Annotated in this window: 21 protein-coding genes; 11 read left to right on the forward strand and 10 right to left on the reverse strand. The window is 59.7% G+C overall.

All coding sequences use genetic code 11. The features are described from left to right. Position 1: 1 nt before the first annotated feature. From CKW16_RS00245 to CKW16_RS00255, 3 genes are read left to right on the forward strand one after another with little or no spacing between them, the layout of a single operon-like run. A complete protein-coding gene (locus tag CKW16_RS00245) occupies positions 2 to 1,081 on the forward strand; it encodes a heme A synthase (protein ID WP_095126761.1) in 1,080 nt (359 codons plus the stop codon). Continuing rightward, a complete protein-coding gene (cyoE, locus tag CKW16_RS00250) occupies positions 1,069 to 1,968 on the forward strand; it encodes a heme o synthase (protein ID WP_095126762.1) in 900 nt (299 codons plus the stop codon). Before CKW16_RS00245 ends, cyoE begins: the two co-directional genes overlap by 13 nt. After that, positions 1,965 to 2,600, forward strand: a complete 636-nt coding sequence (locus CKW16_RS00255) for an SCO family protein (protein ID WP_095126763.1) — start codon at positions 1,965 to 1,967, stop codon at positions 2,598 to 2,600. Before cyoE ends, CKW16_RS00255 begins: the two co-directional genes overlap by 4 nt. Before the next feature lie 180 nt (positions 2,601 to 2,780). Here CKW16_RS00255 and CKW16_RS00260 read toward each other — a convergent pair whose 3' ends face one another. The 3 genes from CKW16_RS00260 to CKW16_RS00270 form a co-directional block, all read right to left on the reverse strand. Then, a complete protein-coding gene (locus tag CKW16_RS00260; RefSeq protein WP_095126764.1) occupies positions 2,781 to 3,554 on the reverse strand; it encodes a MetQ/NlpA family ABC transporter substrate-binding protein in 774 nt (257 codons plus the stop codon). Positions 3,555 to 3,633: 79 nt separating this feature from the next. Further along, entirely contained in the window at positions 3,634 to 4,308 is a 675-nt protein-coding gene (locus CKW16_RS00265; protein WP_095126765.1) for a methionine ABC transporter permease, read from the reverse strand. After that, a complete protein-coding gene (locus CKW16_RS00270; protein WP_056738424.1) occupies positions 4,308 to 5,315 on the reverse strand; it encodes a methionine ABC transporter ATP-binding protein in 1,008 nt (335 codons plus the stop codon). Before CKW16_RS00270 ends, CKW16_RS00265 begins: the two co-directional genes overlap by 1 nt. Before the next feature lie 262 nt (positions 5,316 to 5,577). On the opposite strand from CKW16_RS00270, the gene katE reads away from it, so the two are divergent. Next, the gene (gene katE / locus CKW16_RS00275) at positions 5,578 to 7,716 is read left to right on the forward strand and encodes a catalase HPII (protein WP_095126766.1); all 2,139 of its coding nucleotides are present in this window, start codon (positions 5,578 to 5,580) and stop codon (positions 7,714 to 7,716) included. A gap of 122 nt (positions 7,717 to 7,838) precedes the next feature. Here the strand turns inward: katE and CKW16_RS00280 are convergent, their stop codons facing one another. The 4 genes from CKW16_RS00280 to zur are packed head-to-tail and all read right to left on the reverse strand — an operon-like array spanning position 7,839 to position 10,641. Beyond that, complete coding sequence (locus CKW16_RS00280; protein ID WP_095126767.1) at positions 7,839 to 8,555, reverse strand: PA5502 family lipoprotein; 717 nt, start codon at positions 8,553 to 8,555, stop codon at positions 7,839 to 7,841. Between the two features lie 37 nt (positions 8,556 to 8,592). Next, positions 8,593 to 9,381 (reverse strand): zinc ABC transporter permease subunit ZnuB, encoded by a 789-nt coding sequence (gene znuB, locus CKW16_RS00285; RefSeq protein WP_095126768.1) that lies wholly within the window; start codon positions 9,379 to 9,381, stop codon positions 8,593 to 8,595. Continuing rightward, a complete protein-coding gene (gene znuC, locus CKW16_RS00290; protein WP_095126769.1) occupies positions 9,374 to 10,159 on the reverse strand; it encodes a zinc ABC transporter ATP-binding protein ZnuC in 786 nt (261 codons plus the stop codon). Before znuC ends, znuB begins: the two co-directional genes overlap by 8 nt. Further along, positions 10,159 to 10,641, reverse strand: a complete 483-nt coding sequence (zur, locus tag CKW16_RS00295; RefSeq protein WP_074872304.1) for a zinc uptake transcriptional repressor Zur — start codon at positions 10,639 to 10,641, stop codon at positions 10,159 to 10,161. The genes znuC and zur overlap by 1 nt, the downstream gene beginning before the upstream one ends. A gap of 66 nt (positions 10,642 to 10,707) precedes the next feature. On the opposite strand from zur, the gene CKW16_RS00300 reads away from it, so the two are divergent. After that, the gene (locus CKW16_RS00300; RefSeq protein WP_095127245.1) at positions 10,708 to 11,628 is read left to right on the forward strand and encodes a zinc ABC transporter substrate-binding protein ZnuA; all 921 of its coding nucleotides are present in this window, start codon (positions 10,708 to 10,710) and stop codon (positions 11,626 to 11,628) included. Positions 11,629 to 11,763: 135 nt separating this feature from the next. Here CKW16_RS00300 and CKW16_RS00305 read toward each other — a convergent pair whose 3' ends face one another. Then, a complete protein-coding gene (locus CKW16_RS00305; RefSeq protein WP_095126770.1) occupies positions 11,764 to 12,714 on the reverse strand; it encodes a homoserine kinase in 951 nt (316 codons plus the stop codon). A 58-nt stretch (positions 12,715 to 12,772) separates the two neighbouring features. Beyond that, positions 12,773 to 13,063, reverse strand: a complete 291-nt coding sequence (locus tag CKW16_RS00310) for a DUF2782 domain-containing protein (protein ID WP_046055305.1) — start codon at positions 13,061 to 13,063, stop codon at positions 12,773 to 12,775. Positions 13,064 to 13,137: 74 nt separating this feature from the next. Here CKW16_RS00310 and polA point away from each other — a divergent pair, with 74 nt between their 5' ends. Continuing rightward, positions 13,138 to 15,909 (forward strand): DNA polymerase I, encoded by a 2,772-nt coding sequence (gene polA, locus CKW16_RS00315; RefSeq protein WP_095126771.1) that lies wholly within the window; start codon positions 13,138 to 13,140, stop codon positions 15,907 to 15,909. A 301-nt stretch (positions 15,910 to 16,210) separates the two neighbouring features. Here the strand turns inward: polA and yihA are convergent, their stop codons facing one another. Continuing rightward, positions 16,211 to 16,852 (reverse strand): ribosome biogenesis GTP-binding protein YihA/YsxC, encoded by a 642-nt coding sequence (yihA, locus tag CKW16_RS00320; protein WP_046044882.1) that lies wholly within the window; start codon positions 16,850 to 16,852, stop codon positions 16,211 to 16,213. A 191-nt stretch (positions 16,853 to 17,043) separates the two neighbouring features. Between yihA and CKW16_RS00325 the strand changes: the two genes are divergently transcribed. The 5 genes from CKW16_RS00325 to CKW16_RS00345 all read left to right on the forward strand — a co-directional run bounded on the left by CKW16_RS00325 (position 17,044) and on the right by CKW16_RS00345 (position 21,802). Then, positions 17,044 to 17,334 (forward strand): cytochrome c5 family protein, encoded by a 291-nt coding sequence (locus CKW16_RS00325; RefSeq protein ID WP_095126772.1) that lies wholly within the window; start codon positions 17,044 to 17,046, stop codon positions 17,332 to 17,334. A 46-nt stretch (positions 17,335 to 17,380) separates the two neighbouring features. Further along, the gene (locus CKW16_RS00330; protein ID WP_074872296.1) at positions 17,381 to 17,992 is read left to right on the forward strand and encodes a cytochrome c; all 612 of its coding nucleotides are present in this window, start codon (positions 17,381 to 17,383) and stop codon (positions 17,990 to 17,992) included. Positions 17,993 to 18,192: 200 nt separating this feature from the next. Continuing rightward, positions 18,193 to 18,834: a thiol:disulfide interchange protein DsbA/DsbL gene (locus CKW16_RS00335; RefSeq protein ID WP_095126773.1), complete on the forward strand. Its 642-nt coding sequence runs from the start codon at positions 18,193 to 18,195 to the stop codon at positions 18,832 to 18,834. A 14-nt stretch (positions 18,835 to 18,848) separates the two neighbouring features. Beyond that, the gene (locus CKW16_RS00340; protein ID WP_095126774.1) at positions 18,849 to 19,727 is read left to right on the forward strand and encodes an endonuclease/exonuclease/phosphatase family protein; all 879 of its coding nucleotides are present in this window, start codon (positions 18,849 to 18,851) and stop codon (positions 19,725 to 19,727) included. Beyond that, entirely contained in the window at positions 19,724 to 21,802 is a 2,079-nt protein-coding gene (locus CKW16_RS00345) for a GGDEF domain-containing protein (protein WP_095126775.1), read from the forward strand. The genes CKW16_RS00340 and CKW16_RS00345 overlap by 4 nt, the downstream gene beginning before the upstream one ends. Positions 21,803 to 21,818 lie beyond the last annotated feature (16 nt).

The raw sequence follows: 21,818 nt of genomic DNA on the forward strand, positions 1-21,818 counted from the left end.
CATGGCCAAACCTGGATTTCGCCTCGCGCTGTTTGCCACCTTGCTGGCACTGATTGTGGTGTTGCTCGGCGCTTACACCCGCCTGACTCACGCCGGCCTCGGCTGTCCGGACTGGCCGGGTTGCTATGGCTTTATCAGCGTGCCGCAAAGCGAAGTTCAATTGGCCCATGCCGAACTGCATTTTCCTGATGCGCCCGTCGAAGCTCACAAGGGCTGGAACGAGATGGTTCACCGCTACTTCGCCGGCACGCTAGGGCTGCTGATCTCGGTATTGGCCGGCCGCGCCTGGGTTCATCGTCGTCATCCAGGGCAGCCGGTGAAGTTGCCGTTGTTCCTGCTGGCGGTGGTGATTGCCCAAGCGGCATTCGGCATGTGGACGGTGACGCTCAAGCTCTGGCCGCAAGTGGTCACTGGGCATTTGCTCGGCGGCTTTGCGACGTTGAGTCTGCTGTTTTTGCTGACGTTGCGATTGTCCGGCGTGTTGCCGGCGCTAACCGTGCCACGGCGTTTGCAGTACTGGGCGACCGCCGGGTTACTGCTGGTGATTCTGCAAATTGCCTTGGGTGGATGGGTCAGTTCCAACTACGCGGCGGTGGCCTGTATCGACTTCCCGACCTGTCATGGGCAATGGCTGCCGCCCGCGGACTTCGCCAACGGTTTTCACCTGACCCAACACATCGGCCCCAATTACCTCGGCGGGCAACTGGACAACGATGCTCGCACGGCGATTCATCTGACTCACCGCATCGGCGCATTACTGGTGACCTTGGTGCTGCTCGGACTGGCCTGGCAGCTGAAGGTGGTCGGCATGACGCGGCTGGCCGGGCTGGTGCTGATCGCACTCGCCGCGCAAATCACCCTCGGTATCAGCAATGTGCTGTTTCACCTGCCGCTGCCAGTGGCCGTCGCACACAACGCGGGCGGCGCGGCACTGTTGCTGACGATGGTGCTGGTCAATTATCACGCGCGAACCAGTCTGGTTCGGGTCAAGCAGCAACCCCCTGCACGCTGGCGGTTCAGCCCGCGTAAACACTCAGCCGGGCCCATAACAATAAAAGGAGAGATGCCATGGCGACTCTGATCGGCGCACGTCACAGTCAGGCGATCTGGCGTGACTACCTGGAGCTGACCAAGCCGAAAGTGGTGGTGCTGATGCTCATCACCTCGCTGGTCGGCATGTTCCTCGCGACCCGCGCCGGGGTGCCGTGGACGGTGCTGGTGTTTGGCAATCTGGGGATCGCCTTGTGTGCCGGTGGTGCGGCAGCCGTCAATCATGTGGTTGACCGACGCATCGATGCGGTCATGGCCCGCACGCACAAACGTCCCCTGGCCGAAGGTCGAGTGTCACCGGCGGCCGCGCTGACGTTTGCCTTGGTATTGGCGGTGCTTGGGCAAACCATACTGCTGGCCTTCACCAATCCACTGACGGCGTGGCTGACCCTGGCCTCGCTACTCGGCTATGCGGTGGTCTACACCGGTTTCCTGAAACGCGCGACGCCACAAAACATCGTCATCGGCGGACTGGCCGGCGCCGCCCCGCCACTGCTCGGCTGGACCGCCGCCACCGGCCACGTCAGCGCCGAACCCTTGCTGTTGGTGTTGATCATCTTCGCCTGGACCCCGCCGCACTTCTGGGCGCTGGCCATTCACCGTAAAGAGGAATACGCCAAGGCTGACATCCCGATGCTGCCGGTGACCCATGGCGAGCACTACACCAAAGTTCATATCCTGCTTTATACCTTCGCGCTGCTGGCCGTGAGCCTGATGCCGTACGTGATCCACATGAGCGGCGTGCTCTACCTGATTTGCGCGCTGGGACTTGGCGCGAGGTTTCTGCAATGGGCCATCGTGCTGTACCGTGGCACTCGGCCGCACGCGGCGATCAACACGTTCAAGTACTCTATTTATTACTTGTTCCTGCTGTTTATCGCGCTGCTCGTAGACCACTACTTACTGTTGAACCTATGACTCGAACCCAGAAAACCATCTTCATCCTCGTTGCCCTGATCGCGCTGGTCCTGGGCCTGACCATCAACAAAGTGCTGTCCGGAAAAGGCCAGGGCGACCCGACTGCGCTGATCGATGCCGGGATCATTCTGCTACCGCAAAGCCGCAACCTGCCGAACGTGACGATGACCGACCAGAACGGCAAACCGGTGGCGGTCAACGAGCTGAAAGACAAATGGTCGCTGCTGTTCTTCGGCTACACCTTCTGCCCGGACATCTGCCCGACCACCCTCGCCCAGTTGCGCCAGATCAAGAGCGAACTGCCGCCAGAGGCTGTGGATAAGTTGCAGATCATTCTGGTCAGCGTCGACCCGAATCGCGACACACCCCAGCAGCTCAAGCAGTACCTGGGCTACTTCGATCCGCAGTTCCAAGGGCTGACGGCTTCGTCGGTTGAAGACATTCAGAAACTGGCCAACGCGGTGAGTATTCCGTTCATTCCGGCGGACACCAGCAAGCCGAACTACACCGTCGACCACAGCGGCAACCTGGCGGTGATCGGGCCGGACGGGACGCAGCGTGGGTTCATTCGGGCGCCGTTGAACAACGTGAAATTGGTGGCGCAGTTGCCGGTGATGCTGAACCGTCAATAATTTGGGCAACACATAACTAATGTGGGAGCGGGCTTGCTCGCGAATGCGGTGGGCCAGCCAACATAAATGCTGAATGACACACCGCATTCGCGAGCAAGCCCGCTCCCACAGGGTCCGTATTCCAGGCATAAAAAAACGGGGACGCAATCAATGCGTCCCCGTTCTTTTATTGCTGTCTGATCAGAACGCTGGCAATACCGCGCCTTTGTACTTCTCGAGGATGAAGGCTTTCACTTCCGGGCTGTGCAGGGCAGCAATCAGCTTCTTCATCGCTTCGCTGTCCTTGTCGTCTGGACGGGCAACGAGGATGTTCACGTAAGGCGAGTCGTTGCCTTCGATAACCAGCGCGTCCTTGGACGGATCAAGCTTGGCTTCCAGCGCGTAGTTGGTGTTGATCAGCGCCAGGTCGACCTGGGTCAGCACGCGCGGGATGGTCGCGGCTTCCAGTTCACGGAATTTCAGGTCCTTGGTGTTCTCGGTGATGTCCTTGACGGTAGCGAGGATATTGTTCGAATCCTTCAACTTGATCAGGCCAGCCTTCGCCAGCAGCAACAGCGCACGGCCGCCGTTGGTGGCGTCGTTCGGGATCACCACGTTGGCGCCGCCGGGCAACTCGGTCAGCGCTTTGTACTTGCTGGAGTAAGCGCCCAGCGGTTCCAGGTGCACACCGGCAACGGCCACCAGGTTGGTGCCCTTGGCCTTGTTGAATTCATCGAGGTACGGCTGGTGCTGGAAGAAGTTGGCGTCCAGACGTTTTTCGGCCACCTGCACGTTCGGCTGGATGTAGTCGGTGAAGACTTTGACCTTCAGGTCCACGCCTTCTTTGGCCAGGGCCGGTTTCACGAATTCGAGGATTTCTGCGTGCGGAACCGGGGTGGCCGCGACGCTCAGGGTTTCATTGGCCTGAGCAGAGAACGCCGCAACTGCTGCGAGCGCTACGAGTAGTTTTTTCATTCAGCTAACTCCTTGTGCGGCGCCGGTCTTCGACGCCTGCCAGCGAATGGCCGGCTCAATTGTCATTTACGAGAACGCTTTATTTCCTGGAGAAATGGACAACCAGTTTGTCGCCAACGGTTTGCAGAACCTGAACGATCACCAGCAGCAACATCACCGTCACGACCATCACATCAGGCTGGAAACGCTGGTAACCGAAACGGATCGCCAGGTCGCCCAAACCACCCGCGCCGACCACACCCGCCATCGCCGTGTAGGACACCAGTGTAATGGCTGTCACCGTAATCGCGGCGAAGATGCCCGGGCGGGCTTCCGGCAGCAAGGCATTGGTGATGATCTGCCGGGTCGTCGCGCCCATGGCCTGGGTCGCCTCGATGATGCCGCGATCCACTTCACGCAGGGCGGTTTCCACCAGCCGCGCGAAGAATGGCGTAGCGCCCACCACCAGCGGCGGAATCGCACCGGCGACACCGAGGGACGTACCAGTGATCAACACCGTGAACGGAATCATCACGATCAGCAGAATGATGAACGGCAGCGAACGCAGGATGTTCACCATCAGCGACAGCATCGCGTAGACGCCTTTGGCTTCCAGCAACTGACGCGGGCTGCAGAGGAACAACAGCACGCCCAGGGGCAGGCCGAGCAAAACGGTGAACAACAACGAACCGAAGAGCATCAGAAAGGTATCGCCGGTGGCCAGCCAGATTTCGAACCAGTCGATATTGACGAAGAAACTTGCCAGGACTTCCATTAGCGCAGGACCTCCATGTGGACGTCAGCTGCGGTGAAGTGGGCGAACGCCGCTTCCATGTCGCCACCGGTAACAGCCAGGGTCAACTGCCCGTAGGGCACGTCTTTGATGCGGTCGATACGACCGGCCAGGATGCTGTAGTCCACACCCGTTTCACGAGCGACAGTGCCCAGTAGCGGTGCGTAGGTCGCTTCGCCCTGGAAGGTCAGACGCACGATGCGACCTGGCACGTGAGCGAAGTCATCGCGCTGCTCGCTTTCGTCGATCTGCTCGTCTTCTTGCACGAAGCGCTTGGTGGTCGGGTGCTTCGGATGCAGGAACACCTCGGCCACCGAACCTTGCTCGACGATCACGCCAGCGTCCATCACCGCGACTTGGTCGCAGACCCGGCGGATCACGTCCATCTCGTGGGTGATCAAGACGATGGTCAGCTTCAGCTCGCGATTGATCTCGGCCAGCAATTGCAGGACCGACGCGGTGGTCTGCGGGTCCAGTGCGCTGGTGGCTTCGTCGCACAGCAGGATTTTCGGCTTGGTTGCCAGGGCGCGGGCAATGCCGACACGCTGTTTCTGGCCACCGGACAACTGCGCGGGGTACTTCTTGGCGTGGTCGGACAGGCCGACCCGCTTCAGCAATTCGGCCACACGCCGGTCGATCTCGCTGCGCGACAGTTCACCGGCCAGGGTCAATGGCAGCGCAACGTTGTCGGCCACGGTCTTGGACGCCAGCAAGTTGAAGTGCTGGAAAATCATCCCGACTTGCTGACGGAAGCGTCGCAGGCTGTTGGCGTCGAGCGCGGTGACTTCTTCGCCGTCGACGAATATCTTGCCGCCACTGGACTCTTCCAGGCGATTGATCAGACGCAGCAGGGTACTTTTTCCCGCACCGGAATGGCCGATCAGACCGAAGACCTGACCGTTCTCAATCGTCAGACTGGTCGGATGCAGGGCGGGAATATCCTTACCGGCGACGCGGTAGGTTTTGTGGACGTTTTGAAACTCGATCACGTAGCGAACCTTGTGGGGCGCGTTGGAAAAGGATCAGCGGTTAGCCGGGCGCGCATTTTAGCCTGTCCGTATAGAGGTTATTAGCATTTATTCCGCATTCAACCTTCCATTTGGCAATAACGCGATCAAAGGTTAGAAAAAAGGAACGGCGCAAATCGTCATCAGTCACTAATTAGGCAACTCGAAAACGCCCCCGGTCCGTGCCTGGGGTATTGCTCAAGAGTCCTGGCTACGGCGGGAATCGCACGAGGAGTTTTGCCTGATGAGTACTAAAAAGCCTGCCGCAACCAAAAGCGCACTGGCCGGGACCGATACACCGGACCGCGGTAACACCAATGCCAAGCTCGACAGCCTGGAGCAATTTCGCTCCGACGCCACTGAACAGGCCCTGCGCACCAATCAGGGCGTGAAGGTCTCGGACAACCAGAACACGTTGAAGGCCGGCGCCCGCGGGCCATCGTTGCTGGAAGATTTCATCATGCGTGAAAAGATCACGCACTTTGACCATGAACGCATTCCCGAGCGCATCGTCCACGCCCGCGGCACCGGTGCTCACGGCTACTTCCAGAGCTATGAAACCCATTCCGTGCTGACCAAGGCCGGATTCCTACAAGACCCAAGCCAAAAAACCCCGGTTTTCGTCCGCTTCTCCACGGTGCAGGGCCCTCGTGGGTCGGGCGATACCGTGCGGGACGTACGAGGTTTCGCGGTGAAGTTTTTCACCGACGAAGGCAACTTCGACCTGGTGGGCAACAACATGCCGGTGTTCTTCATTCAGGATGCGATCAAGTTTCCTGACTTCGTGCACGCGGTGAAACCCGAGCCACACAATGAGATACCCACCGGCGGCTCAGCTCACGATACCTTTTGGGATTTTGTCTCTCTGGTACCGGAATCGGCGCACATGGTGATCTGGACCATGTCCGACCGGGCGATCCCGAAAAGCCTGCGCAGCATGCAAGGCTTCGGTGTGCATACCTTCCGCCTGATCAATGCCGAAGGTAAATCGCGCTTCGTCAAATTCCACTGGCGCCCCACGGCCGGGACGTGTTCGCTGGTGTGGGATGAAGCGCAGAAACTCGCCGGTAAAGACACGGATTACCACCGTCGCGATCTCTGGGAGTCGATCGAGATGGGCGACTACCCGGAATGGGAACTGGGCGTGCAGATCATCGAGGAGGAGAACGAACATAAATTCGACTTCGACATCCTCGACCCGACCAAGCTGATTCCGGAAGAACTGGTGCCGATTACCCCGCTGGGCAAAATGACCCTCAACCGTAACCCCGACAACTTCTTCGCCGAAACCGAACAGGTCGCCTTCTGCCCTGGGCATATCGTGCCGGGCATAGATTTTTCCAACGATCCATTGCTGCAGGGTCGATTGTTTTCCTACACCGACACGCAAATCAGCCGACTTGGCGGGCCGAACTTTCACGAGATCCCGATCAACCGCCCGGTGGCACCGTTCCACAATGGTCAACGGGATGCGCTGCATCGCACCACCATCGACAAGGGCCGCGCGTCCTACGAGCCGAACTCCATTGATAGCGGTTGGCCGAAAGAAACACCGCCGGCAGCCCTGGATGGCGGTTTTGAAAGTTACCCAGAGCGCATCGACGCCAACAAAATTCGTCAGCGCAGCGAATCCTTCAGCGACCATTTCTCCCAGGCGCGGCTGTTTTTCCACAGCATGAGCAAGCACGAGCAGGAGCACATCATCTCGGCTTACAGCTTCGAGCTGGGCAAGGTTGAGCGGGCGTTCATCCGCGCGCGCCAGGTGAATGAGATTCTGGCCAACATCGATCTGGAACTGGCCAGGCGCGTGGCGCAGAACCTGGGGTTGCCAGCGCCCAAAGCCGGGACGGTCGAAGTACGCAAAACCTCACCGGATCGCTCGCCGGCCCTGAGCCAGGCCAACTTGCTGCCGGCGGATATCAAAACCCGCAAAGTGGCAATCCTGGCAGCCAATGGCGTCGATGGTGCAGCGATTGAAGCCATGAAGAAAGCGCTGAAGGCCGAAGGTGCGCACGCCAAACTGCTCGGCCCGACGTCTGCTCCGGTGACCACCGCCGATGGCAAAGCCTTGCCGGTCGATGCGTCGATGGAAGGCTTGCCTTCGGTGGCGTTCGATGCGGTGTTTGTGCCCGGTGGCGCGGCGTCGATCAAGGCGTTGAGCACTGACGGCGTGGCGCTGCATTACCTGTTGGAGGCGTACAAGCACTTGAAGGCGATTGCGCTGCAGGGTGAGGCCAAACAGTTGCTGGATGTGTTGAAGCTGGAGGCTGATGCGGGGTTGATCGTGGGTGCGGATGCGAAGTTGATCAAACCGTTTTTTGCCGCGATCGGGCAGCATCGGGTGTGGGACAGAGAGCCTAAGGCCAAGGCGATTCCGGCCTGAAGTTATGCGTGAATGGAAGGACGCCTTCGCGAGCAAGCCCGCTCCCACATTTGATCTCAGTTGGTTACAGAAATTGCGTACACAGGAGATCAAATGTGGGAGCGGGCTTGCTCGCGAAGCTTTTAGGGTTTACGCGGACTCAAGACCATCTGCGCAGGCACGTTGCGCAGAATCTGCTTCTCCAGATTCAGGTCAAAATCCGCATCGAGTTTCTTCACGCGCTTGGTCAGCAACGTGGTCAACCAAGGGAAGTCCTGGGTGCGTGGCGCTTGAATACTCACATCACACTGGTAATTCACCACATCGGCGGCGATCGCATCCAGTTGGCGACGAAGCTTGGTCATATCAGTCAGGTTCAACGCAACTGTGGTGCTTTCAGCCGTTGGATCAATGACTTTGGCCTGTGGCTTGGCTTCAGCAGCCATGAGCGCAGCTTCGGCTCTATCCAGCTCGGCTTTGCGGGCATCGACGATGGCGTTGTTCAGCCCGCCGGTCAGCGCCGGGGCCTTGGGCATCAACGCTCGGGCGCGGCTCAGCGCAGTGGCAGCGGCATTCACATCGCCTTTTTGCAGCACAATCTGGCTGCGGCGCAGATAGGCTTCGGCCAGTTGCCGCTGGTATTGCTCAAGGGATTGATCGTTGGGCGACTCGGCCTGCAAGGCAGCGAGTTGATCTTCGGCAGTCGCCAGCTCACTGCTGGCGAGGCTTTGTTCCAGCTGTGCGATGGCCGTGGCCCGTGCACCGGTAGCCTCGGGGGCCGCCGGTGGCGTGCTTTGACAAGCGCCCAGTAGCAGCGAAAATGCGACAAGGAGCAGATAACGGGAGGCGAACGGCTTCATTCCTGCGACTCTCTATTTGCGCAAAAAACGAGCAAGTCTACACCCCTCGACGGGGCAGGACAAAACTCAGCAAAAACAGTGCGGCGGCCGTCACAACAATCGATGGGCCCGCCGGGGTGTCCTTGAACCACGACAGCGCCAGCCCGCCACAGACCGCGAGCATACCCAGCAGGCTCGCGCCCAGTGCCATCTGCTCCGGTGACCGGGCGTGACGTTGTGCCGCAGCCGCCGGGATGATCAGCAAGGACGTAATCAGCAACACACCGACGATTTTCATCGCCACCGCGATCACCACAGCGATCAGCAACATCAGGGTCAAGCGCAACGCCGCCACCGGCAGACCTTCAACCCTGGCCAATTCTTCGTGCACCGTGATTGCCAGCAATGGCCGCCACAACGTCACCAGCAAGGCCAGAACGGCCGTGCTGCCGCCGAGTATCCAGGCCAGATCGGTCGGGCTGATCGCCAGCAAGTCGCCGAACAGATAAGCCATCAGGTCGATCCGCACTTCGTGCATGAAGCTTAGTACGACCAAACCCAAAGAGAGCGTGCTCGGTGCGAGAATTCCCAAAAGCGTGTCGGACGCCAGCGGTTGGCGCTGTTGCAAAGTCACCAGCAACACCGCCAACAGCAGGCAGCCTACGGTGACCGCAACCGTTGGGCTGACATCCAGCAAAAAACCCAGCGCCACGCCGAGCAGCGCGGCATGGGAAAGGGTGTCGCCGAAATAGGCCATGCGCCGCCAGACCACGAACGAACCCAACGGGCCCGCGACCAACGCCAGGGCCAGACCTGCAAGCAGGGCGTAGAACAGAAAATCAGCCATGCTTGCAGCTATCTCCGTGAACGTGGGTAGGGGCCGACGGGGCCGCGCTGACCACCGAGCCATGCAAGTCATGGGCGTGGTCATGATGGTGGTGATAAATCGCCAGGCTTTGTGCGTTCTTTCCGAACAGCTCGACGAAAGCCGGATCACCGCTGACCTGCTCAGGGTGCCCGGAGCAGCAGACGTGACGGTTGAGGCAGACCACCTGGTCGGTGGTGCTCATCACCAGGTGCAGATCGTGGGACACCATCAACACGCCGCAGCCGTGGCGGTCGCGCAATCGTGTGATCAGGCTGTAGAGCTCAGCCTGACCGGCCACATCGACGCCTTGCACAGGTTCGTCGAGCACCAGCAGTTCCGGCTCACGCAGCAATGCCCGGGCCAGCAGCACCCGCTGCATTTCGCCACCGGAAACACTTTGCACCGGGCTATCGATCACCTGTTCGGCGCCGACTTCCTTGAGTGCCGCCAAGGCCATGGCGCGGTCCACTCCCGGCACCAGACGCAAGAAGCGCAGCACCGACAGCGGCAGCGTCGGATCGACGTGAAGTTTTTGCGGCATGTAACCAACCCGCAGTTTCGGCTTGCGCCACACACTGCCGCTGTCCGGTTTCAACAGACCGAGTACAGCGCGCACCAGCGTGGTCTTGCCGGCGCCGTTCGGGCCGATCAGGGTGACGATCTGCCCCGGCTCGACACTCAGCTCGATGTTATCCAGCACGTTTTGCCCGGCAAAGGTGACAGCAACCTGCTCGAGGCGGATCAGCGCGTTGCTCATCAAACCCCCTGGCAACCCGAGCAGAGGCCGACCACTTCAACGGTCTGGCCCTCGACGACAAATCCGACATCCTTGGCGCTACTGATGATCGCGTCACTGATGGATTTCTGTTCGAGCTCGATGGCGGCGTGGCATTCGCGGCAAATCAGGAACTGGCCCTGGTGGGCGTGTCCCGGGTGATTGCAGCCGACGAAGGCGTTCAGTGAGGAGATGCGGTGTACGAGGCCGTTTTCCAGCAGGAAATCCAGCGCACGGTACACGGTTGGTGGCGCCGCACGGCGACCGTCCTGCTCGCTGAGTACCGCGAGAATGTCGTAGGCACCCAACGGTTTGTGGCTTTGCCATACCAGTTCCAGCACCCGCCGGCGCAAGGCGGTCAGGCGCAGGCCTTGACGTGCGCACAGAACATCGGCCTCAGACAATGCGCTATGGACGCAATGAGAGTGGTCGTGGGGACGGCTGGCAATCGGTGTTTTAGGCATGAGCGGCGACGAGTTTTGTGAGAGACGTTATTATGTTACCCGTTCTCGCCTCTTCGAGTGGTCATCGTGTCCCGACTTTTTTCTATCTTTGTCGCATTTGTCGCAAGTTTTCTGCTGATGGGTTCAGCTCACGCCGAAGTCAAAGTTCTCACCAGTATCAAGCCTCTGCAGCTGATCGCCGCGGCGGTGCAGGACGGTGTTGCGATACCGGAAGTCTTGCTGCCGCCCGGCGCCTCCCCGCATAACTACGCCTTGCGCCCTTCCGACGTACGGAAGGTGCAATCGGTGGATCTGGTGTACTGGATCGGTCCGAGCATGGAAGGTTTCCTGCCCCGCGTGCTGAATGGTCGTACGCTGCCCAGCGTCGCCGTGCAGGATTTACCGGGCCTGAAACTGCGACATTTCGCCGAAGATAGCCACTCCCACGCTGAAGAAGCCGACGAGCATGATCACGATCACCGCCCCGGTAGCCTGGACGCACACTTGTGGCTTTCGCCGGTCAACGCCCGCGTCATCGCCACAAAAATGGCCGCAGACCTGAGTGCAGCCGATCCGGCCAATGCCGCGCGTTATCAGAGCAACCTCAAGGCGTTCGATGAGCGTCTGGATGCAATGGATCTTCGCTTGAAGGCGCGTCTGGCCGGCATCGCGGGCAAACCGTACTTCGTGTTCCACGAGGCCTTCGACTACTTTGAAGACGCCTACGGCCTCAAGCACGCTGGCGTATTCAGCGTCGCCGCCGAGGTCCAACCCGGCGCCCAGCACGTCGCGGCGATGCGCACTCGATTGCAGGAAGTCGGCAAAACCTGCGTGTTCAGCGAACCGCCTCTGCGTCCGCGCCTGGCGGAAACCCTGGTGGCAGGTCTGCCGGTGAAGCTGGCGGAACTGGACGCGCTGGGCGGGTACACGCCGGCGACCGCTCAGGGGTATGAGCAGGTGCTGGAGAAGTTGGGGAATGATTTGGCTGGGTGCCTGGAGTCGTTGTAACTCAGACATTTGTGGCGCCACCATTCGCGAGCAAGCCCGCTCCCACATTGGATCTCAGTCGGCCACGGAATTTGTGTGCACAGGAGATCCAGTGTGGGAGCGGCGGTGCGACGATTCGACTTGCTCGCGAAGCTTTTAGAGGGCGAACGGCAGCGGGGTGCTGACCTTCTGCCGCTGCGCCAGACGCTGCTGAAACTCCATCGGATCGTGAATCAGCACGTCCTGCCCGGCAAACGACTCGGCGGCGATCAACCGCGACAACCAGAACCGTACGCACGCCACCCGCAGCATGGTCGGCCACAACTCCGCCTCAGCCGCCGTGAACGGTCGCAGCGCTGCATAAGCGCCGAGCAACGCCCTCGCCCGCGGCCCGTCGATCAACCCGCTCTCGTCCGAACACCAGTCGTTCAAGGCAATCGCCACGTCGTAGAGCATCGGCCCCGAACACGCGTTGTAGAAGTCGATCAACCCGGTCAGGTGGGTGCCTTCGAACATCGCGTTATCGCGGAACAGGTCGGCGTGGATATTGGCTCGCGGCAGCGCCAGAATTTTCGTCTTCTGCTGTGTGATTTCGTCCAGCGCCCGTTGCAGCAGATCGCTTTGCTCGGCATTGAGGTACGACAGCAACTGCGTGCCCTCTTCCAGCATCCAGTCCAGGCCGCGATCGGTCTTGCGCTTGATCATGTTGGCCTGGGTCGCAAGGTGCAGATGGCCGAGCAACTCGCCCACCTGAGCGCAATGCTGCGCATTGGCTTCCTTGATGTGCTTGCCCGCCAGACGTGGCTGCAACAGCGCAGGTTTGCCGGCCAGTTCGCGCAAGGCGACGCCGTCGGTGGTGCGCAAGGCATAAGGCACTGGCAGGTCGGCGTCATGCAGCACGTCGAGCAGTTCTATGAAGAACGGCATTTCCTGAACCGGACCACGCTCAATCAGGGTCAGGACAAATTCGCCCTGCTCCAGGCTGATGAAGAAATTGGTGTTTTCGCTACCGGCGGCAATCCCCTGGAAATCAAGCAGGCGGCCGAGCCCGTAAGGGGCGAGAAAGGTTTCCAGCTCGGGCCGAGCCAGCGGGGTGAACACAGACATGTTTGAACTGCCAGTACGGGCGCCGCTGCTTGAGCCAGCGCCGATTGAAATTAAGAAACTACTTCCACTCAAAGATCTTCCATGACGGAATCAGCATATCCGGCTGATCCGAGCGGATGAAGTTTGCATCTGTCCCGTCCGCACGCACTAGAAAATACGGTGGTGCGCCCTTCGGTGTGACCTTGATCGCATACAGGAAACCGTTTTGACGGTACTCCTGGATGGTTTTATCCCCTTCCGTGCGGATGGTGACTTCCGGCTCCGGTGTCGGTGCATCGTCCGCCGCCATGACGGCCAACGGAACGGATGCAAACAACCCAGCCAGCAACAGGCGATTTAGTGTGCGCATGATAACCTTGTCCCTTTGTCGTCAACGGTCCCGCTATTCTAGCGCCGGACCCGCCGAAAAGGTTGATCCTGCTCATGAGCCAAGCCCCCCTCGTCCTGGTGGACGGTTCTTCTTACCTGTACCGCGCCTTTCACGCCCTCCCACCGCTGACCACGTCCAAAGGCCTGCCGACCGGTGCGGTCAAGGGCGTATTGAACATGCTCAAGAGCCTGCGCAAGCAGTATCCGGAAAGTCCGTTCGCCGTGGTGTTCGACGCCAAGGGTGGGACATTTCGCGATGACATGTACGCCGAATACAAGGCCAACCGCCCGAGCATGCCCGACGACATGCGTGTTCAGATCGAGCCGCTGCACCAGAGCGTGATCGCCCTGGGCTTCCCGCTCCTGTGCGTCGAAGGCGTTGAAGCCGATGACGTGATCGGCACCCTGGCCCGCAGCAGCGCAGCGGCCGACCGTCCGGTGGTGATCTCCACCGGCGACAAGGACATGGCGCAGCTGGTCGACGGCCACATTACCTTGGTCAATACCATGACCGGTAGCGCGCTGGACGTGGAGGGCGTGAAGGAGAAATTCGGCGTCGCTCCCGAGCAGATCATCGATTACCTGGCACTCATGGGCGATTCTTCCGACAACATTCCGGGCGTTCCGGGCATTGGTCCGAAGACCGCTTCCGGCCTGTTGGTCGGCGTGAACGGCGGCCTGACCGAGCTCTATGCGCAGCTCGACATCGTCCCGACCCTGCCGATTCGCGGGGCCAAAACCCTGCCGGCCAAGCTCGAAGAGCACAAGGAGATGGCGTTTCTCTCCTATCAATTGGCAACCATCAAGATCGACGTGCCGCTGGATATCGGCCTCGACGACCTGCAAATGGGCAAGCCGGATCACGACAAGCTCGCCGAGCTCTACACCCTGCTTGAGTTCAAGAGCTGGTTCGAAGAGAACCAGCGCGACGCCAAGCGTTCCGGCCAGGAAGTCGTCGCTCCAGTGGCTGAAGAAGCGGCCGTCGATACCGAACTCAAGTACACCACCATCCTCACCCAGGCTGATTTCGACCTGTGGCTGAAGAAGCTCAACGACGCCAAGCTGATTGCCTTCGACACTGAAACCACTGGCATCGATGCGCAGCAGGCGCAACTGGTGGGCCTGTCTTTCGCTGTACAAGCCAACGAAGCGGCCTACATCCCGCTGACCCATTCCTACATGGGCGTGCCGGATCAGCTCGATCGCGACACCGTGCTGCGCGCGCTGAAGCCGATTTTGGAAGACCCGAGCAAACTCAAGGTTGGCCAGCACGCCAAGTTCGACATGAACATCCTGGCCAACTGCGCCATCGGTGGCGATCAGAGCTGCGGCATCACCGTACAAGGCGTCGCTTTCGACACGATGCTCGAATCCTACGTACTGGACTCCACCGCGACCCGCCACGACATGGACAGCCTGGCGCTCAAGTACCTGAATCACACCACCACCAGTTTTCAGGACATCGCCGGCAAGGGTGCCAAACAGCTGACATTTGATCAGATCTCCCTGGAACTGGCCGGACCTTACGCCGCCGAAGACGCCGACGTCACGCTGCGCCTGCATCAAACCCTGCTGGAAAAGCTCAATGCCATCCCGAGCCTGAGCAAGGTCCTGAGCGAAATCGAAATGCCGCTGGTGCCGGTTCTGGCACGGATCGAACGCCAAGGCGCGCTGGTCGATGCCAACCTGCTGGGCATTCAGAGCGTTGAGCTGGGCGAGAAAATGGTCGCCCTCGAGCGTGAGGCATTTGCCATCGCCGGGGAAGAATTCAACCTTGGCTCGCCGAAGCAATTAGGCGTGATCCTGTACGAAAAACTCGGCCTGCCGATCCTCAGCAAAACCGCCAAGGGCCAGGCGTCCACCGCCGAAGCCGTGCTGGCGGAACTGGCCGAACAGGATTTCCCGCTGCCCAAAGTGCTGATGCAGTACCGCTCGATGAGCAAGCTGAAAAGTACCTACACCGATCGCCTGCCAGAGCAGATCAACCCGCGCACCGGGCGAATTCATACCTCTTATCATCAGGCCGTCGCGGCGACCGGGCGTTTGTCGTCCAGTGATCCAAACCTGCAGAACATTCCGATCCGCACCGCTGAAGGGCGTCGGATTCGTCAGGCGTTCGTCGCGCCAAAAGGCTACAAGCTGCTGGCAGCGGACTATTCGCAAATCGAACTGCGAATCATGGCTCACCTGGCCAAGGACGAAGGGTTGCTGCACGCGTTCCGCAACGATCTGGACGTGCACAAAGCCACTGCTGCGGAAGTCTTCGGGGTTGAACTGGCGGACGTCACCACCGACCAACGGCGCAGCGCCAAGGCGATCAACTTCGGCTTGATCTACGGAATGAGCGCGTTTGGCCTGGCCAAACAGATTGGTGTTGATCGCAAGCAATCCCAGGCCTACATCGACCGTTACTTCGCCCGTTACCCAGGCGTGCTGGAATACATGGAACGCACCCGCGCACAGGCCGCCGAACAAGGTTTCGTCGAAACCATCTTTGGTCGTCGTTTGTACCTGCCAGAAATCAACGCGAAAAACCCGGCCCTGCGCAAAGGTGCCGAACGCACGGCGATCAACGCCCCGATGCAAGGCACGGCGGCGGACATCATCAAGAAAGCCATGATTGCCGTGGATAGCTGGCTGACAGCATCAGGCCTCGACGCCAAAGTCATCCTGCAGGTGCACGATGAACTGGTTCTGGAAGTGCGTGAAGATTTGGTCGACCAGGTCCGCGATGAAATTCGCGTGCACATGAGCGACGCAGCGAAGCTTGATGTGCCGCTGTTGGTAGAGGTTGGTGTAGGAAATAATTGGGATGAGGCTCACTGAGCCGTCTGAAAAGGCGTTTTCTGCTGCGGCATAGTGCCGCGGCAGAAGGCCAAAGGGCTCTATAGTTCGGAAAATTCGACGGCCTATTCCAAAGGCTTTTTAAAAAATTCTGAACTAATCGCCTGAATCGCCACTCAGAGTTACTGAATGGGTGGTGAAGCCCTTCGATGCTCCTAATGTTGTGTTAAGTGTTGGCAGATATCTGGACCCCGCCCTAGCGGTCCGGAACTTGAACCCCGGAACTTCCCCCTCCCCATAAGAAGTCCGGGGTTTTTTTTGCCCGCGGTTTTTGTAAATGAGCTTACTCCGCGAGCTCGGCGCCCTTGTCCGCCAGTTCCATCCAGCCCGCCAGTACAGTGTAGGCGTCTTCCAGGCCCATGCGTTTTGGCGCCGAGAACAGCTGGATGCTGATCGCATCTCCCCAACCCTTGCGGATGTCTGCCTGAACCTTGAGCAGGACGTTTTTCGCCGCGCCGTAGGTCAGCTTGTCGGCTTTGGTCAGCAAAATGTGCATCGGCATGCCGCTGGCGACAGCCCAGTCGAGCATCAGCAGGTCGAAGTCAGTCATTGGATGACGGATGTCCATCATCAAAATCAGCCCCTTCAAACTCTCACGACCACCCAGATAGGCTTCCAGGTGACGCTGCCAGTGCAGCTTCAACGGGATAGGCACTTTCGCGTAACCGTACCCCGGCAGGTCGACCAGACGACGATCATCGTCTAGCTTGAAGAAGTTCAAGAGCTGTGTGCGACCCGGAGTTTTCGAGGTCCGCGCAAGGCTGGCGTGCGTCAAAGTGTTCAGCGCACTGGACTTGCCGGCGTTGGAACGCCCGGCGAAGGCCACTTCAAAGCCTTCGTCGTCGGGACATTGATCGACTTTGGCAGCGCTGAGCATGAAGGTGGACTGTTGGCACAGGCCGAGGATGGGGTTCTTGAGTTGCATGGGATTTCCGATGTGGGCGGCGCCGGGAATGGACGCGGCGAGCAGTGTCGTTTCCGTTTCAGTGACGCCAGTATATAATGCCGCAGATTTTGTGTGCGCTTTGTCCCAGCGTAGGATGAAGTTCACGAGAGCGATTGACCTTGATTGCGCACTAGAACGCAGAACGCTCTCAACCCTGAAAAGGTCGTTTTATGACGAAATGGCTGCTAGCTGCCGGTGTCTTGATGCCGCTTTACAGCGCTCAGGCTACACAGGATGCGGAAGCTGTGTACAACCGTGTTTGTGGTGCCTGTCATTCCGGCCAACTACCCATGGCGCCCAAAAAGGGCGATCAGGAAGCTTGGACGCCGAGGTTGGCGAAAGGTATGGAGACGCTGGTGCAACACGTGACCCAGGGTTTCAAGGCGATGCCGCCGCGTGGTTTGTGCATGGACTGCAGTGCCGAGGATTACCAAGCAATCATCCAGTGGATGAGCGAGTGATCCCGGTCCATAACTCTTTAACCCTTAGCCGTAGTTGGATTAGCTGATGAACAAATTGATCGTGAGTCTGCTGTTGACCGTGGGGATCTCCGGCATTGCCCATGCTGCAGGTGATGCGACTGCTGGTCAGGCGAAAGCCGCAGTATGTGGCGCCTGTCATGGCCCGGATGGCAACAGTATGGCGCCTAACTTTCCGAAACTGGCAGGCCAGGGCGAGCGTTATCTGAACAAGCAGCTACACGACATCAAGTCCGGCAAACGCACGGTACTGGAAATGACCGGCCTGCTGACCAACCTGAGCGATCAGGACCTGGCCGATATCTCAGCCTACTTCGCCAGTCAGAAAGGCAGCGTGGGCGCCGCCGACCCGAAAGTCGTTTCTCGCGGTGAAGCACTGTTCCGCGGCGGCGATCTGGCCAAGGGCCTGCCGGCCTGCACCGGTTGCCACTCTCCAGACGGCAAGGGCAACGCTGCTGCCGGCTTCCCGCACCTGGGCGGCCAGCACGCTCAATACATCGCCAAGCAACTGACCGACTTCCGCAAGGAAGAGGCCGGCCGCACCAACGATGGCGACACCAAGCCGATGCAGAGCATCTCCAAAAAGCTGAGCGACGAAGATATCGCAGCGGTGTCCAGCTACATTCAAGGTCTGCACTAAGACCGACGAATCGGGCGTTATGCGAGGTGTACACCTCCTGCAACGTTAACGCTCGATTAATCCGTCGGTGCAAGCATAAAAAGGGTGGCCTTGGCCGCCCTTTTTTGTGGCCGCTGCCGTTACACTACAGAACTCAAGCCCGTCAGGACCTGTCTGAAAACAGGTCGCGCGAGGCGACCAAAATTGTCCAGGAGTAAAGCATGCGTAATCTGATCATCAGCGCCGCACTCGTCGCTGCCAGCCTGTTCGGCATGACCGCCCAAGCGGCTGAAGCACCCGCAGCGCCTTATGTCGAACTGACCAATCCCGTCCCGGTAGCTGTACCTGGCAAGATCGAAGTGGTGGAGCTGTTCTGGTACGGCTGCCCGCACTGCTACGCTTTCGAACCAAAAGTCAATCCTTGGGCTGAAAAGCTGCCATCGGATGTGAACTTCGTGCGCATTCCAGCGATGTTCGGCGGTGCCTGGGACATTCACGGTCAATTGTTCCTGACTCTCGAAGCCATGGGCGTCGAAAGCAAGGTTCACTCGGCGGTATTCGAAGCGATCCAGGTCGAAAAAAAGCGCCTGACCACGCCTGAAGAGATGGCCGAGTTCGTCGCCACCCAGGGCATCGACAAGGACAAGTTCCTGGCCACCTACAACTCCTTCGCAATCAAGGGCCAAATCAACAAAGCCCGCGAACTGGCCAAGAAATATGAAATCTCCGGCGTTCCGACCATGATCGTCAACGGCAAGTATCGCTTCGACGTGGGCTCTGCCGGCGGCGCCGAGCAAGCATTGCAACTGGCCGACAAGCTGATCGACAAAGAGCGAGCGGCTAACAAGGCTGCTGCCAACTAAGCGCGGCGACTGCCATGCGCCGCTGGGGCACTGAACGCGTCGTTGGCCTGCATGATCCGCGGGTCAACGAACATCATCTGGAATCGACGGGCCTGCCCGCAGACAGTCGTCTGCGCTTGCTCAGTTTCAATATCCAGGTCGGCATCAGTACCGAGCGCTATCACCACTACCTGACCCGGGGCTGGCAGCATCTGTTGCCGCACACCGGGCGTGCCGACAACTTGCAAAAGATCGGCAATCTGCTGGGCGACTTCGATCTGGTCGCCTTGCAGGAGGCCGATGGCGGCAGCTTGCGATCAGGCTACGTCAACCAGGTCGAACACCTGGCCCATCTCGGCGCATTCCCCTACTGGTATCAACAACTCAATCGCAATCTCGGACGCCTCGGCCAGCACAGCAATGGTGTGCTCAGCCGCCTGCGCCCGTGGGCGATTGAAGATCATCCGCTACCGGGGCCCAAAGGTCGCGGGGCGATTCTGGTGCGCTTTGGCGAAGGTCCTGAGGCGCTGGTGGTGGTCATGATGCACCTGGCACTGGGCGCTCGCGCCCGCAGCATGCAACTGGCTTACATCCGCGAGTTGATCGGCGGCTATAAACACCAGGTGCTGATGGGCGACATGAATACCCATGCCAGTGACTTGCTGCAAAACTCCCCGTTGCGTGACCTCGGCCTGCTCGCGCCGCAACTGGAAGCGACGTTCCCTAGCTGGCGCCCGCAGCGCTGTCTGGACCATATTCTGCTGAGCCCCACCCTGACCCTTGAAAAGGTCGAGGTGCTGGCACAACCCATTTCCGATCACCTGCCGGTCGCGGTAGAGATTCGTCTGCCGGGTTCGCTCACGGCCGATGCATTGCCCGCGTTGAGTCCTGCCCCTCGCGGATCCCATGAATGAGCGACGAAGCACAGCGCTGGAAAGAGAAATACCTCAAAAGCATCGAACAACAGGAAAAGCTCGAACGTCGCTGGGACGCCCGGCTCGACCTGCTGCGTCGTGGCCTGGTGCGCAGCACGCTGGCAGCCGAGGGCACCGACCGCGTCGTTGACCAATGCATGAAGGAAATGCGTGAAGTCGTGCGCACCGACGACATGGACGCCGGCCTGGCCGCCCTGCTTCCGCGGCTGGAAAAAGCCGTGCTCGACTCCGAACAACGCCGGGAAACCCGGATCAATCAGACCAGCGCTGCATTGACCGCGCTGGTCTCACAGCTGCAAACATTACCGCTGCCCCGGGAAATAAGCCGGCCGCTGAAAAACTTCGCCAAGCATCTGGAGGCAAGAGTCGGGCAGGCGCGCGAAATTCCGTTGCTGCTCAGCGAACTGAGCGGTCTGCAAGGCAAAGCCCTGAATCAGCTTGAAAACCCGGCGGAACCCGGCCGCCCTGGTTTGCTGCAGCGGCTGTTTGGTAGCCGTGAAGCGGATGAAGCGGCATTACAGGTTGTCCCCGGCACTGTTCCGACGCCCACCCTGCTGCATGCCGAAGCGGTTGCTGTGCCTCATGCCGAGACATCACAGGTAACCGTCGATCTCGCACCAAAAATCGATAAGCCGCAAGTGGCGGTCACACAAGTTGCCGCGCCCGCGACTGCATCCGAGCCACCGACAATCGAGACTCCGCCCGCAGCAGCGCCTTCTCCTGCAGTTGTAGCGTTTGTCCCGCCGGTGCTCGAGCCGGAGCGAGCACGCGCCCAGACTCCAGAGACGCAACCGCAACCGGACATAGAACATCCAGAAGAACCCGCGCCATCAATCATCGAGCCAGAAATACGGGCTCAACCGGCAATCAATCCCGACGAACTGACCCCGGTGGTCTATCTCGACAGCCTGCCATTACCCCCGGCCATGGCCGAGGTGTTGGCCGCCGTAGATACTGAACAATCCGAGCCGGATGCTCTCTACGCCCTGCCGGACTCACCCGAGCCGTCCTACAGCTCGGTGGCCAAGCATATCGAAGACACGTTACTGGGCCTGCTCGACGACCTGACGCTGCCCGAGCGTCATCGTCCGCAAGCCGAAGCGATGCGTGATCGCCTGCAAAACGGTTTGAACTGGTACGAACTACTGCCAATCCTCGACGATCTGGCAACCTTGATGCTGGCAATCACCGACAGTGGCCAACATGAATTCGAAGCCTACTTGCAACAGCTAAACGAACGCCTCGAGTCGTTCCAAAGCAACTTGCAAGCCGCCAGCGAAGGCCATGCCGACAACCGTTCCGCCGCACGCGAGATGGACACGCAGATCCGCGAGCAGGTCGACGGCTTGCAGAGCAGCATGCAGGAAGCCGCCGACCTGGACGATCTCAAGCACGTCCTGGAAAACCATCTGGAAGGCCTGCTCGGCACCATGGACCAGCACCAGAAGCAGCGTAACGAGCGCGAGCAGGAAGTCGCGGCCCGCCTCCATGGTCTGGCCGAACGCGTTGCGCACATGGAGCAGGAAGCCCTGGGCTACCGCGAGCATCTTGAAGAGCAGCGTCAGAAGGCGCTGATCGACCCGCTCACCGGCCTGCCCAACCGGGCAGCCTGGAGCGAACGGCTGGATCACGAAATCAACCAATGGCAGCAACACGGCAACACCCTGTTGCTGGCCATGCTCGACCTCGACCATTTCAAACGCATCAACGATAACTATGGTCACCTGGCGGGCGACAAAGTCTTGAAAATCATCGCCAGCGTGCTACGCAAGCGCCTGCGCGGGACGGATTTCATTGCCCGGTTCGGCGGTGAGGAGTTTGTCCTGTTGATGCCAGACACAGCGCCAACTGCTGGTGCGAAACTGCTGGAAAAGCTGCGTGCATCGATCGAAGCCTGCCCTTTCCACTTCAAGGGCGAGCCGGTCACCATCACCATTTCCATGGGCTTGACTGCATTCAAGCCCGGTGAACATAGCGATCTGGTCCTTAAAAGAGCCGATCAGGCCCTATATCGCGCGAAACATGCCGGCCGTAACCAAATCGCACTGGGCTGACGGGCAATTGTTCCAT

Source organism: Pseudomonas sp. Irchel s3h14 (assembly GCF_900187425.1).
Taxonomy (GTDB): domain Bacteria; phylum Pseudomonadota; class Gammaproteobacteria; order Pseudomonadales; family Pseudomonadaceae; genus Aquipseudomonas.